The 14,402-nt window shown below is 53.0% G+C and carries 10 protein-coding genes; 1 reads left to right on the top strand and 9 read right to left on the bottom strand.

Annotation, left to right across the window (positions count from 1 at the left end):
* Nucleotides 1-270: 270 nt before the first annotated feature.
* From FE784_RS25770 to FE784_RS25780, 3 genes are all read right to left on the bottom strand, one after another.
* Entirely contained in the window at nucleotides 271-2,655 is a 2,385-nt protein-coding gene (locus tag FE784_RS25770; protein WP_139605141.1) for a polyprenyl synthetase family protein, read from the bottom strand.
* A 140-nt stretch (nucleotides 2,656-2,795) separates the two neighbouring features.
* Nucleotides 2,796-3,542, bottom strand: coding sequence for a sugar phosphate isomerase/epimerase family protein (locus FE784_RS25775; RefSeq protein WP_139605142.1), 747 nt, complete (start codon nucleotides 3,540-3,542; stop codon nucleotides 2,796-2,798).
* 36 nt (nucleotides 3,543-3,578) lie between these two features.
* The gene (locus FE784_RS25780) at nucleotides 3,579-5,117 is read right to left on the bottom strand and encodes an FAD-dependent oxidoreductase (RefSeq protein WP_139605143.1); all 1,539 of its coding nucleotides are present in this window, start codon (nucleotides 5,115-5,117) and stop codon (nucleotides 3,579-3,581) included.
* A gap of 109 nt (nucleotides 5,118-5,226) precedes the next feature.
* Here FE784_RS25780 and FE784_RS25785 point away from each other — a divergent pair, with 109 nt between their 5' ends.
* Nucleotides 5,227-6,063 (top strand): AraC family transcriptional regulator, encoded by an 837-nt coding sequence (locus FE784_RS25785; protein WP_139605144.1) that lies wholly within the window; start codon nucleotides 5,227-5,229, stop codon nucleotides 6,061-6,063.
* Between the two features lie 340 nt (nucleotides 6,064-6,403).
* On the opposite strand, the gene FE784_RS25790 is transcribed toward FE784_RS25785, so the two are convergent.
* From FE784_RS25790 to FE784_RS25815, 6 genes are all read right to left on the bottom strand, one after another.
* Complete coding sequence (locus FE784_RS25790; RefSeq protein ID WP_139605145.1) at nucleotides 6,404-8,365, bottom strand: alpha/beta hydrolase family protein; 1,962 nt, start codon at nucleotides 8,363-8,365, stop codon at nucleotides 6,404-6,406.
* Nucleotides 8,366-8,415: 50 nt separating this feature from the next.
* Nucleotides 8,416-8,574, bottom strand: a complete 159-nt coding sequence (locus tag FE784_RS25795) for a hypothetical protein (protein ID WP_218103810.1) — start codon at nucleotides 8,572-8,574, stop codon at nucleotides 8,416-8,418.
* Nucleotides 8,575-9,042: 468 nt separating this feature from the next.
* Entirely contained in the window at nucleotides 9,043-9,390 is a 348-nt protein-coding gene (locus tag FE784_RS25800) for an alpha-amylase family protein (protein ID WP_139605147.1), read from the bottom strand.
* 58 nt (nucleotides 9,391-9,448) lie between these two features.
* A complete protein-coding gene (locus FE784_RS25805) occupies nucleotides 9,449-11,395 on the bottom strand; it encodes a glycoside hydrolase family 55 protein (RefSeq protein ID WP_218103811.1) in 1,947 nt (648 codons plus the stop codon).
* Nucleotides 11,396-11,617: 222 nt separating this feature from the next.
* Nucleotides 11,618-13,420, bottom strand: coding sequence for an alpha-amylase family protein (locus tag FE784_RS25810; RefSeq protein ID WP_139605149.1), 1,803 nt, complete (start codon nucleotides 13,418-13,420; stop codon nucleotides 11,618-11,620).
* Nucleotides 13,421-13,448: 28 nt separating this feature from the next.
* Nucleotides 13,449-14,318, bottom strand: a complete 870-nt coding sequence (locus FE784_RS25815) for a MurR/RpiR family transcriptional regulator (protein WP_139605150.1) — start codon at nucleotides 14,316-14,318, stop codon at nucleotides 13,449-13,451.
* Nucleotides 14,319-14,402: the final 84 nt, after the last annotated feature.

Raw genomic sequence — 14,402 nt, forward strand, 5'->3', positions numbered from 1 at the left:
TGCGTGCGCTCGGATTTCGTCTTCACGTCCTGCTTGATATAAGCTCTCCAATCAAACTCTGAGAGGTATTACTTATTATCTGTCTCTCAAACGAAACCATTCACTTGTGAACTATATAACCGGCAAACTAAACAGTCCGTAGGACTCTCCCCTACGGACTATAGGTCATTGCACTTGGTTTAGTCTAAATTATAGAGTAATTCTCTAATTCCTTCAATTATAATTTGTATATGTCCACTTTCCCAAAAGTCTCTGACTGAATTTTCAACTTCAACGATCCCGGCTAATGATATAAGTCAGCAAATGTTTCAAAAACACGGGAGCGCGCGGCAGCTTCTTCCACTCCTCCATGGCGAGGCAGTAGTGCTCCCACATCTCTTTTTTGGCGCCATCCCGTCCCAGAACGGTCACGAAAGTCGAGGTGTCGTTTTCAATGTCTTTGCCGGCGGGCTTCCCAAGCACATGCACATCCCCTTCTGCATCAAGCAGGTCATCCTTGATCTGAAAGGCAATGCCCGCATGATAAGCATAGCCGGATAAGCCGGCAATTTCCGCCTCGTCGGCTTTCGCGAGAATGGCCGGCATGACCAGCGAAGCCTCGAAGGCGATGCCGGTTTTGTAAAAACAGATGCGGTTCAATTGCTCAAGCGTTTGCACTTTTCCTTTGGAGCGCAAATCCATCGCCTGACCCGCGCACATATCCCCCGCCCGCCGGGACGAATATTGGATCAAGGACAGTACGGTTTTGGCGTCGAACCCTTGCAAGGAAGCCTGCTCTTCTGTCGCCTTCTGGATCAGAAACAGGCCGGTCAGCTCCGCGGTGGCGCTATCGTGCGCTTCATGCAGCGTCGGACGCCCTCTGCGGACGGACGCGTTGTCCTGCGACGGCAAATCGTCGAAGATCAGGGAGGCCGTATGCATATATTCCAACGATCTGAGCAGCGGAGCGATCGCTGCCGCCTGAAGCCCGTATTCGTCGACCCCCATGACCCAGGCCAGTATGGGCCGCAGCCGTTTGCCGCCTCCTTCCAGACTGTAATTGGCCGCGTCGATGATCGCCTCCTTCACCGGCGGAATCCCGTCCTGCTTCTTAATGAGCAGCAGGCTGTCGATCTGTCGGCGGACCGTAGCGATTTTGTCCAGAAACTGCTGCTCTTCTATCCGGTCGTTTTTCAGGACGGTCACCATCCGGTCCCGCAGCAGCTTGTCGAAAAAGTTCACATCGTCCGTACTGCGAACCAGTTTTTGGACAAGAAGATTGAACTCCGGAATTCCGGAGGCGAACGTCGTTACGATCTCGTTATACGCGTCCTCGCCTGCGCGCCGCCTGTATCGTTTTAAACCGTTGACGGCGCGGGCGAGAATCACGTCCCGGGCTTTCGCATCGTTATCGTATACATGATGGAGCAAATGCGAGATAACCGCCCAATACAGCTCGAAAGGATTGATCAAGTCCGAACGCCGGCCGCCGTAGGTCCAATAATACGTAAAGGGGGTCACCGCTCCGGCTTTCTTATCCTCAAACATATCCGCAAAGTCGTCGGCCAGCTGGTTATAGATGCCGTAGTAAAAGGTGCGTTCGTCGAAGCCCTCATCGGCGGGGACGCGTATGACGGACCGGACGATGAGCCGGGAAAAGGCCGATTTCAAAATGATCGGCACATACAGCTCTTCGTTCGTGTAATCCGCATTCGAAAGCTCCTTTGTCCGGTCCGTATCCTGGGCATGAAAAAATATATAGGACTGCTCGAAAAAAAGGCGCTGCGTTTCCGGCCGCTGATGCTTCTTGATATAAGCATAGGCGTCCCGAAGCTCCGCGTACACGTACCGGATCAGCTTCTTGTTAGACCCGGCCAACTTCCCGGGCTCCGGCACGGTTCCGGTGAGCAGAGAGGTTCGAATCATGCGGCTGTACAGTTCTTTTTCGCGAACGGTTAAAACCGGGGAATCGAGCAGATCGTCGATAAAAGGATAGGTCAGGCCGTACGAATAGCCAAGCCGGATCGCTTCGTCCAGCCTGCGCGCACGCTCCGCAGACGGCGTATGGTCGGCCAGCTCTTCGATAACGTGCAGGACAACCCCGACGATGATTTTGATGAGCTTGCGCAGCGAATGCTCGGCGTTCATTTCTTCCGGAATGTGCGCGGAAACGGCTTTTAGCTTGTCGATTACCCAGATGATGGCAGTTTCTATTCCTTCCTTCCGGGCCCAACGGTACAGCCCTTCCAAGCTTATCAACTCCGGCTCCGCCCCGCCATTTGCCGACTCGGAACGGTTCAAGTACATTTTGACATCGGCGACGACTTGGCGAATCCGGCTTTGGGTGGCCGGAGCCTTCAGCGACTTTCCCAAATCCCGCATGTAAATATACGAGACGCTTCGATCCAGGAAGCTGTCCAGTCTGCCCGTTTGGTTCAGCCAGCGTATATAATTGTGATAATCCCGGGAATCCGGTTTACGAATCGCTTGTGAAAAGAAGGACAGCAACGATTTACGGCCGCTTCGGCTTTTTTTCCACAATTGAAAGTCTTTGGTCAAAGCGGGGACATAGCTTTTATCCTGGACCTGCTCATAAAGCGATGCGAAATATTGAGCCGCCTTTCGCTCGGCCAGCCGATACGACTGATCAGCCTGAAGCGTAAGTTCCTCGTTCATAGGCCAGCTCCCTCGACTTCCATGTATGATAAACGATAATCCGGAAAAGGGATTATGTTTACATATTGTATACGTGAAAGTCGGGGTCGGGTTACGAAACCGGCCGAGGTTGGGCGGATTCCCTGCGTTTTTAGTTCCGGTTACGCCTCCCGATCCGCCAAAATCAAGGCGTCTACGCATCGTTTAATGCTGGGGACCGGATCGTTCGGCTCCCCTTCGTATTCGATCGAGGCGTACCCGTTGAAATGGGTTTGCTTCAAAGCGCGCACTACGCCGGTTACGTCCAAATTCCCTTCGCCCAATGCCGCTTCGAGACGTTCGCCCGACTCCGAGTAGTCGAAGTCTTTGAAGTGCACGCCGTAGATACGGCCTGCGAACCGATGGACAGCAGCCACCGGATCTTCATTCGCATCGATCAGCCAGCCGGTATCGAGACACAATCCGATCGGTTCCGGCGCTCGGGCGAGCGCTTCTTCGAGTCGAGCAGCAGTGCCGTAAACAAGATCTTTTCGTCCGTGGTTATGGATGGCCAGTTTGATCGAATACTCGTCGCACAGACGTCCGAGCATCTCGAAAGCATCGGGAGTCGGCTTGGCGCCCAATACTTTGATGCCTGCCGTGACTGCGAATTCGAAAAACGCCCTTGCTTTCGATTCATCGTTGTCGAATACGTTAATCCCGTACGAATTGAAGCTTATTCCGCTGCTCCGGTATAGATCAAGCACCCGATCCGGCTCTCCCGCAACCTCGAGGTTCAAATGTTTCCTGCAAATTTCAAGCCTCGTTAGTCCGCATTCTTGAAGCGCATCCACAATCCGTTCATTGGAAAACTCGCGGAAACAGTACGATTGCACGCCCAACCCGATTCCACCCAGTATACTTGTCATGTTTGACGTTCCCCCCGCCTCGATTGTATGGATAGATTACAACGGATTCCCCGACGTCCCTGGCGGAGTCACATAATGGTCTCCCAGATCGACAATTTGGCCGTTTTGCTCCAGCAGCCGCCGCAGCTCTCCGTACGGCACATCCTGAACGGATAACTGATCGCGCACGGCAATTGCCGCAGCGGTCGCGGCCGATTGCCCCAAAACCATGAAGACGGGTTCCATCCGAATGGAGCCGTAGGCCGCATGGGTGGCGGACAAACAAACGGGCACCAGCAAATTGTCGCATTCCGCCTTCTTCGGAACGATGGACCGGAAGCTGATCGGAAAAGGAGCTTTTACGGAAGCCATGAAGCCGCCTTCCACACAAAGATGGCCTTCTTCGTCAAGGCAATACTGGGTGTAGTGGGAATCCATCGCGTAGGAGCCCATTCCGACCGGATCGTCGTCCATTTCCTTCCGGTTCACGGTGTTCTCGGTAATGATCTTCTCGCCCAGCATGCGTCTCGATTCGCGAACATACAGTTGCGACGGCCAATGACCGCTCTCCGTGAATTCATCCATAGGCAACCCCCATGGCGCGTATGTTTCGCGGATCGCTTCCGGTACCCGGGGATGTTTTTGCAGCGTCCAGATCAAGCCCTTTTGATACGTTTCATGAGCAAGCTCGATTTGTTCGCGCCGAGCATAGGTCGCCTCCGGGTATTCATGGCTCATCCCGATATAATCGGTGGAAACCTGCCCCGTATTGTTGGAATCGGTTTTGCTGTTCGGCATCATCGTCAGCTTGAACAGCAGTTGATCGTAGCCGTTCTCCAGCAGGCGGAACAAGATTTCATAGTCGTCCTCCTCGTACCCTTCCGGCTTCGCTACCTCGATACGGTTGGACGGATCGTTCGTGAGACACATCCGGTAATTGTAGGCTTGAGTTTTGAGATCGCCTCCCCCGACCGGTCCTCCGGGGTCGGGATTGATGCGGTTCAGCAAGCCGCTGGACGGATCGCCGGGTACCCGATACGGATCGACGGGCTTCTTCAGCCGGAGCGGCTTGCGGATCCCGTTGTTGCTCTCGCCGTACACCTCGTTTCCTTCCCTGCCGACTATGTAGGAAATGCCCGCTTTCGCCATCAGGTCCCCTTCGTAGGTTGCGTCGATAAATATGTTCGCTTCGTAGACTTCGTTCGACTCCAGCGCGATCGAAACGATGCGGTTATCCCGCTTCTCGATCCCCCCTGCTTCCTTGAGCCGGTCCCGGAGCTTTACCGGAAGCCCGCATTCTTCGATACAGTCATAAAGAACCTCCAAAGCGGTTTTGGGCTCAAATCTCCAAACCAAACCCGAACGATTGTACTTTTTGGCGAGCCTCTCATAAAATTGTTTGGCAAAACCGCCGACAGTCGCCGGGTCTCCGGCATCCGTAGCTCCCAATCCTCCCGTCGTCAAACCGCCGATGCGGATTCCGGGCTCGATGACGATGGTGCGGAGCCCCATTCGCACCGCTTGAACTCCCGCGGCGATCCCCGCCGCATTGCCGCCATACACGACGACATCGTACACAAATGTTTGTTTCGACATGCGATTCCCTCCTGCTTGTGAATGGTCATAACGTTCCTCTTCTTGTCATCCTCTTCCGTGTCCCTATATAATCAGAGCAACATCGCTTCTTTCCGGAGGATCCATACCTATGACGGAGCTCGTTCCATACCGATCCAGCGTCATCTTTGCCGACTATTACAAGCATACGATGCCTCATTCCGTTACGTACAAAGACGGACTGACCTTCTATCTGTTCCGGCTTCAGGCGGAAGGAAGCTGCCGCGCGTTAGTGGCGGGGCGGTACGAAACCATCATTCCGGGCGACCTGTTGATTTATCCTCCCCATGAGCCGTACGAGCTGCACGTTCATCCCCGGAGCGCTCGGGAATCCGCTGCGGTTCAACCGGTCGGAGACTATTACCTGGCCGGCAAAGGGGACTGGATGGACGCATGGTGGGCCAATAAGCGGCTGCCGACCAAAACCAACATCGGCTTCGACGATTCGGTCGTTACTTTATGGAAGCATATTATCCGTGAAAAGCAAAAAGTGATGCAGAACCAAGAGGAGATCATGGACTATTTGCTGAGAACGCTCTGCTTGACGCTCGAGCAGGCGATCCAGCTGAAGCAGCACGGCCAAGAAGCGGATACCGCCTATCGACTCAAGCTATATATTGAAAATCATGCGAACGAGCCGCTCACTTTGAAAAAAATATCCGACTCCGTCGGCTTGAGCGTCTCCCGCTGCTCGCACCTGTTCAAAGCCGCATTCGGCAAATCGATGTTCGCCTATTGCATCGACGTGAAGCTGAAGCTGGCACAGCAGCAGGTGCTCTACAGCAATCTTGCGCTGCAGCAAGTTGCCGAAAAAACGGGCTTCCAGAGTTACCCTCATTTCTGCCGAGTGTTTCGCGAACGATTTGGACATCCTCCGGGAGAATACCGGCGTAAATTCGGATTCCAGTTCAATAATTCATTCAAGTAATGTTATGACTTCATTCCTCCCCAATTCATTAATGCGCTTGCTACCCCCATTATAAAACTGCGTAGCTATTGGCGAGAATGATGAATCTACCTTTTTTACTTGATGAATCTTACTGTTTTAAAGTTGGGCAAGATGGTCCGAAATGATTTGCTAGTTACTTGCTTAAGTTTGTCCCTTTGCCACCAGCAACCTTTCTTTCGAGTCTAGCTTTATTAACAGTTCTATCCGGGATTCCAACAACGACCTTAGGTATCCATGGGGACTAAAAAAAGATGACCCCTGTTCAATACAGGAATCATCTCGGGGCAGCAGGCGGTTGCATGCCGTCCAATCTTGAACTTTATTCAGCTTGAGCGCGCCTCCAACGCTCCAAATCCGGCAAGTCGAAATAATGCAGCATGCCCGGCATGACCATGCCCTCGCTGTCCAACGGATCATAATAGCGGGAACGGACCCACTCCGCGATGCTGCCGATGCCATTCACCGTATCGACCCGTTTCAGCCGATCGTCCAACACCTCCGCCAATCGTCCGTATAAGCTGAACTTCCCGGCCGCATATAGTCCAATGTCTTTTCCAGCTCCCCCGCCAAGCAGCTCCACGATATCGAGCGCCCGGATTACGTCAAATGTTCGCACGGCGGCCAAGCTATCGTCCAGCCAGAACAGATCGATCGTAAATTTATGAATCGTCCCGTAAAAATCATGCATGTCCCCATGCGTCGTAATGCTATTGGGTATTACCGCCCCGTCGCCGGATACGTCCAGCACGAAAACCGCTCTCCCGGTACCGCAAGTTTCACGAATCCATTCCAGATGCGGTTGCAAATCTTTGGTGCCGCGCGCCCAAAGCCCGATCGTGACGGGAGCGTCCACGCCAGCGCAGGCGCTGCTGCGGAACATGAACCCGTGGTTGAATAGCGACGTCTGACTCCACCACAGGACGCTTTCTGCGGTCAGCTCCTCGTCCAGCTTGCCAAGCGACACCCGACGCGGACCTAGCGCACACGGCTTGCGTCCCCCATATACCCGGTCGCGCAGCCAAGCGATCGCCCGTTCTTTTCTGACGTTATCCGGTACAGCTGCAGCAGCTTTCTCCAGATCGGCCAGACGATCAAGATTCTCTTCATGAACGCCGCGCACATCGTCACGATCGCCGCGCACTTGTCCGCTAGCCGTGCACCACAGCCGTTTAGGATCGATCGGTTGTATGCCCTCCCACGTACAAGCAAGCTGTTTTCCCAATAGATGCTTGCTGAAAAAAGCGGCGGCTTCTTTCGCCATAGGCACCGAATAAGTGTGTACGGTCGGGTCTTCGAACAGCTCCAGCCGATTGTCCCCATCGTACATGTCCCAAAACCTCTTCGTTCTTTCTACCGTTCTGCGCGTCCCTTCTATCGGGAAGAAATCGTATTCCGCCGCCAATACGAGAGTGGGGCGCGGCGCCATCGCCATCAGGATGTCTTCGTGATCGAACCCGATCTTCGTCATCCCCGTCCATATTTGCTCCGCATCCTGCGCTTGACCGGCATACATGTACGATTCCCTGTTCATGATGAAGGTGGCCGGCGCGGCGGCGGCAATGCGGGGATCGCATATCATGGCCGCGCTCGTCTGCGTCCCGCCGCCGGAGCAGCCGGTTACGCCGATTTTCGCGGGATCCACCTCCGGACGCGTGCATAAGTAATCGATCGCGCGTTTCGTATCGTGGATAAAATAACGGGCAAGATTGTCGCCGAGCGGCAAACATTGCTTTCCGACGTATTCGTGCTCCCGCGTCGAAGCCGCGACGACCGTCTTCTCCGTCTCGCGGTCGTAATAGCTTAACCGTTCCCCTTGACCGATCGGGTCCATATTCAGGACGATCAACCCCGCGCGAACGAGATGCAGCGAAACGGTCTGATACAAATCGGAATGTTTCGCCAAAGGGCTATGTCCGCACAAATGCAATACCGCGCCGGTCGGCGATTCGATTCCGTCGGGTATGTACAGGTTCGCCGTCACCCATTGATTCGGACGCGACTCGAACATCGCCTTCTCGATCCTATAGCCGTCCCCCCGCAAAGTCCCCGTTATTTGCGGATTGAGGGGCGTATCGCTTGACGGGAGTCCACCGAGCGAACGAATGAATTCATCCCGCATGAAGTTCCGGCGCTGTTCCAACTGCTCGACGGTTGCGATCTCGTCTCTAGCCCGGTCCCCCGCTGCAAAAGCTTCCGCGGACCGGCCGTACACCATCTGCTTCAGCTGATCCTTTACATCGTATATGCCCAGCTTGTAGCTTTCCAAATCGGTTACTTTCATATCGTCGCCTCCTCATTCCTCTATAACGATAGGCAATCATTCATCACGGGCTACTTTTTCGGATTTTCGGCGATATACTTATTCAGCTTCTCATCTGCGTCCCTAAGCGCCGTATTAATGTCCTTCTTGCCCGCATACGCCAGGTTGAACTCGTCGTTAAGAGTCCGCCAAAATCCGACGACGCTGTAACCTTTCTCGAATGCCTTCAAGCTCTCACTCGAACAGTGTGCCGGCTGTCCATTGTTCATCCTCCATTAATGAATTTAAAAATTCTTAATTTCAAAAATATGTATCAAATATTTCTTTTATAACTCCGTTATAGCACACCCGCTTAGAAAAGGGAATATGTTTCCAAAACTATTTTACGTCGATGATCGGAAGCGGACAAAAAAAGGCTAAGCCGTTCATTCGGGTTAGCCTGATCGTAATATCAATCTATTTTTGGCGGCGCCGTTCGAGACGGCTACGGCGGCCATAGTCAGCAGCGTCCAATCTTCCTGCTGCCCAGCTCATCGGGCTGCGATAATTCGAACGGCTTCCCGCTTCGGCGCCGCCGCCTGGCTTTCATGCTTCTATCCAAGGAATGGGGCGAGTGAAATTCGGTCAAGTACAGTATTCGATTACTATCGGTACAGGAACGAGTGCTGCCCCATATTCCCTTTAATAATCGATCACAATCATTTGGTGGCAGTCGAGAACAGGCAGCGTATACCGGATCTCGCCTTTCTCTTGCATATAACGAATTTCTTCCATCTGGGGAGCCAGATACACTTTTTTTGAGTTCGGACCCCGATCTCATGCGCGGCAGCGATCATTTCTCCCAGCAAATCAAAGCGCAATCCGGGATGTTTATCGAACTGCTTCGTATCGTAGTAAGCCCATCCGTGAAAACATTTCGCGAAAACGGTTATCGAATTGACGTTTCCGAGCTTCAGCATGTCTTGGAACTGCTTGCGCGAAAATCGCCCGCCGATCGCGACCAACCCGTGATTATGAAAATCCAAATGAATTTGCCTGAACCGCATAGAGCTCTCTCCCCCGATCCGCTTCTTCTCCGCCCCGCGGATCTTGTATTCCGTGCCGTTAGAACGAGCCGTTCAGACCCACATTTTTGACTTTAAAATAAGTTCCGGTAGACGGTCTCGTAATCGTTGTCTTCAAAATCATGATTTGCTGAGAATTGGGACTCAGCGTCAACCCGAACGCGAACGATACTTTACCGCTGCCTCCGCCCGTTTTCGTGCCGCTGCCGGTATGGAACAACGTATAGGAGCCATCCACTTTTTGCAAATACAGTTCGAAAGTAACACTGTAGTCGGTCGTGGCATCGGTGAGCACATTCAAGTCGATGTTGACAATATATCCCCACTCATTGATCGGGAGTCTCCAGTATCCGACCGGCGTCGTCTCCCCCGGCAGCAAATCGTCGGACAAGTCCGGTGTCGTAAACGGCAGCCCTTTCTGCTCGAACAGACCGTTCACCGACCGGAAATTGATCAGTCCTTCGACTTTGGCTCTGCCCAGACCCAAATACTTCGATTCGTTCAAGTACGAATGGATCAATACTTTACAACCCCCAAGCAATTTGCTGTTGGCTTGGATGACGTTGTAATTCGACAATCCGGCGTAGGAGTTGCTGCCCAGAACGAATCCGCTGATCCCATTGCCTGTACTATCAACCCCGATGATAGCGGAAACTTTATCGGATCCGGTGTACGTATTCACGAAATTGTTGCCTTCGATGATACAACCTTGCAAAGAATACGAGCCGCTCGGCGTAATTTTAATTTGTTCGTACTTGTTGATCTCGAAATCGATTCCTTTAACGTTAATGCCTGCCGCTGAAGAAATTCCGCCCGTCATATCGATGTGGATGCCTATTTCGTTGGCTTCTATGACTCCGCCCACCACATTGAGGTTAACCGAGCACCACTTGATGCCGGCTTTTTTATTTTTGAAAATCAAGCTGTTGAGCAGCGATATGGCGACTGCTTGAAGTTCAATGAGGGATAAACCGAGGAAGCCGTTTTGCTGGTTGCCGACAAACCGGCAGTTGACAAAATCGTACACCCAGCAGCCGCTGACGAGCTGGATGCCGTTTCCGCCGTGATAGCTGATATCTACGTTCGTAAACATCATATGGATGGCCGAGGTCATGATCAAACCGTCGCCGCCCGTGGCGCCCGAACCGTATGTATACGGGTCTCCGTTGCCGATAATCCCGATGTTGACGAGCGATACGTAGGTGCAATTCGTAAATTTAATCGATTTGCCGACGGAATCGTTGAACAGGATCGAAGATTTTTGGCCTTCTCCTTTGATCGTGATATCGCTTTTTCCCAATAAGGTTATGTCTCCGGTATGACGATAGCGATTGCGGCCTAGAACCAGCGTGCCGCCATTGGGAAGCGCATTTACCGCAGCTTGTATGGCTGTTGTCCAGTCGTCTCCGACAACGAGCTCGCTATAGGAGTCCAAATAAATATGGTTTCCCGATACGACTTTAAGACTGATCGTCCGATAAAGCCCGGAAGTAAATTGAACGCGGTTTCCGACGAACGTGACGGCGGAGGTGCTCGTCAGCGTCCCGGCATCATGGTAGGTGCCCGGGGGAAAATAGATCTCCGCAATGCTCTCGCTTATGGCCGCAGCAATCGCACTTTGAATATTTGCGGTATCGTCCGTGATCCCGTCGCCTTTCGCTCCGAAATCTTGAACGCTAATCGCTTCGCGCAGTCGGTCGGCGACGGTACGTTCCGGCTGTCCGTCCGAATACTCGAAAGTTACGCAATCCGCCGAAACGGTTTCGCATTCTTCGGGATCAGCCCCGTATACCGATGAAGAAACGGTACTTCCTCTTCCGAAGCCGGTCAGCAGCCCCGTTGATGCGGCGGCTACACCCGCTGCGCCCAAGGATGCGAGCAGCTTGCGGCGGCTGATTTTATCGTTCGCGGAACCGCCTGCTTCTTCTTGTTCTTGCCATACGTTTGCCAATCGGTTTTTCATTTCGTTCGGCCATTTCTCATTCATTCGAATGATCCCTCCCATTAATGGTTTGCCAAATCGTTCAAACCTTCGTATGCATGGTCTGGGTTGTAACCGCGCGGCACCACCTCCTTTATATTATATTTAATTTTTTATATATTATATAATTTAATAAAATTACGTACCATTGTTATTTTAGTTTTCTCGCAAAAAACTTTTTTCGCAGCCATTCCTTACCTTCTTACAAGAGCCCGGAAGAAGGGAGAACTACGGTGTGACGGAGCATGCAGGCATGCCTTCCAGCACAACCATCGCATGAAATCCTACATTATGCACATCAAACCGGACACCTTGAGCGGCCTCTTCAAAGACGATGTCGGTCATGTCCGGCGCCGTATATATCTTCGACGGTCGGGCACGCACCGTCACCCGAATCGTCGGAGTCGGGATGATCTCTTCGATAAAGGCTGGCGTCCCATCCGTCCGTTCCGTGCGAATCGACGTAAAGTGAATGATCCATCGGTGCTGCTCTTGCTGCTTCATTAGTGTAACCTCGACGGATAGCGGCGCTTCGATCCGGATGACCGGCTCCGGCAGCAACCGGTCGATGCAGTTCAGCACGATTTTGCGCAGCCAAGGCGAGCCTGTCGCGACAAACGACGTTTCCACCGAGCCGCTGAAATAGATAGCAGCCCCTGACCCGTGACGATGGTACGTAATGGCGGGGTAGTCCGTCACTCGCTCCGGATGCGCATGCTGATGGTAAACGTGACGATGAGCGCGGGTTTCGACGGCAGGTCTGACAAGCATAGCAAGCGCTTCCACTCCACCGCGTTTGCGGACGCGCAACAGGGGACTCGACGTTTTCTTCAGCAGTATCGGCATGCGGGGTACGCCTTCCGCAATATTCCGCTGGAATGCCGACAAATAATGGACACTATAGGGTGAAATATCCAGAAAATCGTTGCCAATTACGTCGGCCAGTCCGAAATTCGCAAGCCGCACGCCGTCGCGTCCATACAGCGAGGTGTGCCCGGTTGCGAGCAGCCGTCCGCCTTGAGCGACGTAGTCACGGATTCGCAGCTGCAGCCGCTCGGGAAGATAAGCCTGATCCGGCAGTACGACCAATGCGTATTCGGATATCCGGCGTTCCAGCACGGCTGCATGCGGAACGCTCCGAGCATCGTGCAGCCATGGCTCGCGCTCCTCAATCCAACGATTCATCGCACCGATGGACGCGATCATATCGGGATTGATCGTGCCGGCAAATTCGCCGCTCGGAATGACGATGTGGCCTGGTCGGAGAGCGGCGCCGTTGGACACGGCCACAGCCGCCATCGTCAGCAATGTCGGCTCCGGCAGCAGCGTCCAGTCTCCCCAGCTGCCCATCTCGTGCGGCAGCGATAATTCGAACGGCTTGCCGTTGCGGCGCTGCCATCTGGCCTTTATGCTCCCGTCCAAATAATGGGGCGGATGAAATTCGGTCGTCGTATAGTCGGCATGCTCATCGGCTTCCCGATTTGCCAAATGGTAGTTGCCGGAGCCATTCCAACTGATCGCATAGTTCGGATTCAACGCCTTGAGCACCATCACCGCGTCACGTAAAAAATGATGGCGTATTTCCCTCCGGAATTGCAGGAAATTGCGCATATCCGCTGTGCCCGGCTGCGGATCTACCGGCATTTCCGTGCCGAACCGTTCGCCATACCAGCGCTTGCAGTAATCGCAGTAGCAGGCGCCCGGCCAAACGTACGTAATATCGAAGAAAAAACCGTCGACATCGTAGGAGGAGGCAATCTCCTTCAACTGATCGTAGACGTAATCGCGATAAGGAGAGTTCATGCACAGCAGATCATAGAAGTCGAACGCGCCTTGCACCTTGGTACAGAATGTCGCAGCTCGCTTTAATAAGGCATCGCCTCTCAGTTGCATCACTTTATCGAATTCAACATTCCGGAACAATAAAAAATCGCCAGCTATGATGATCGGCTGACGTTTCTCTTCCCATATTGAGTCGGATTCAAACAAAAGCACGGCACTTCCGGCCACCCCGCGCTTCTCCCCTGGCATTAGGGGCCAGCCTCCGCACATCCGGTGTTTATTCGACAAATATATCGGAAGCCGTGTACATTTGCTCCAGCTGCTGCTGCCGGGCCCGGAACTGCTCCCGGTCCTTCGTCTTGATCCCGTATATAAGCAGATTCAGCAGGCTGATGACCGAAGACATCGACGCCATGCCCGTATCGACATTCACATCCGTCGCCAGTGTAATATCCGATATGCGGCCCACCGGCGACAGAAGCCGGTCGGTTACGGACAACAGCTTCACGTTTTGCCGTTTGGCCTGGTGTGCCAAATTCAATAATTCCCGGGAGTAGCGGGGGAACGAAATCACGGCGACGACGGAACGTTCGGTGAGATTGACCAGCTTGGCGTAATCGTCTCCGCCGGAGGGGCATAGCTGCACATGGTCACGGGTCGTGCTCAGCATGAACGAAAACCAGTAAGCCGCCGCATAAGAAGCGCGGTAGCCGGCGATCAGCACTTGGTCAGCCCGAATAAAGGCATCCACCGCTTTCCAGATTTCCGCATAGTTCAACTGCTGCAACGACTGCTTCAATATCAAAATGTCGTTTTCGATTACCTGCGCCAGCGCATTCGACTCATCCAATGCGGACAATGCGGGAATTTCTTCTTGAGGCGGAATGTAAGCGGGAACTTTATTTTTCAATATCCGCTCCCGCATCCGCTGCTGCATTTCGGAAAAATTGCTGAATCCGAGCGCATACGACAACCGGATTACCGTCGTTTCGCTTACGCAGGCTTCGCGGCTGATCTGCTTGGCCGTAAGCAGGGCCCCTTCATCCGGATGCAGCAGCAAATATTCCGCAACCTTTTTCTGTGCGGAGGATAACCCGTCAAATTCTCCTTTGACAAGCTGTTCAATGGATGTTTGTCCGGTTGTCAAACCAATACCTCCCTAAATGTTAAAATTTATTATCCGTTTATATTGAATCATATAATTCTTCACCAACCCATATATACCACAACC

It is taken from the genome of Paenibacillus hemerocallicola (assembly GCF_006265175.1).
In the GTDB taxonomy this organism is placed as follows: Bacteria; Bacillota; Bacilli; order Paenibacillales; family NBRC-103111; genus Paenibacillus_AB; species Paenibacillus_AB hemerocallicola.

Coding starts and splice junctions, on each gene's coding strand:
- FE784_RS25770 (WP_139605141.1), bottom strand. CDS start 2,655: ATGAACGAGGAACTTACGCTTCAGGCTGATCAGTCGTATCGGCTGGCC.
- FE784_RS25775 (WP_139605142.1), bottom strand. CDS start 3,542: ATGACAAGTATACTGGGTGGAATCGGGTTGGGCGTGCAATCGTACTGT.
- FE784_RS25780 (WP_139605143.1), bottom strand. CDS start 5,117: ATGTCGAAACAAACATTTGTGTACGATGTCGTCGTGTATGGCGGCAAT.
- FE784_RS25785 (WP_139605144.1), top strand. CDS start 5,227: ATGACGGAGCTCGTTCCATACCGATCCAGCGTCATCTTTGCCGACTAT.
- FE784_RS25790 (WP_139605145.1), bottom strand. CDS start 8,365: ATGAAAGTAACCGATTTGGAAAGCTACAAGCTGGGCATATACGATGTA.
- FE784_RS25800 (WP_139605147.1), bottom strand. CDS start 9,390: ATGCGGTTCAGGCAAATTCATTTGGATTTTCATAATCACGGGTTGGTC.
- FE784_RS25805 (WP_218103811.1), bottom strand. CDS start 11,395: ATGAATGAGAAATGGCCGAACGAAATGAAAAACCGATTGGCAAACGTA.
- FE784_RS25810 (WP_139605149.1), bottom strand. CDS start 13,420: ATGCCAGGGGAGAAGCGCGGGGTGGCCGGAAGTGCCGTGCTTTTGTTT.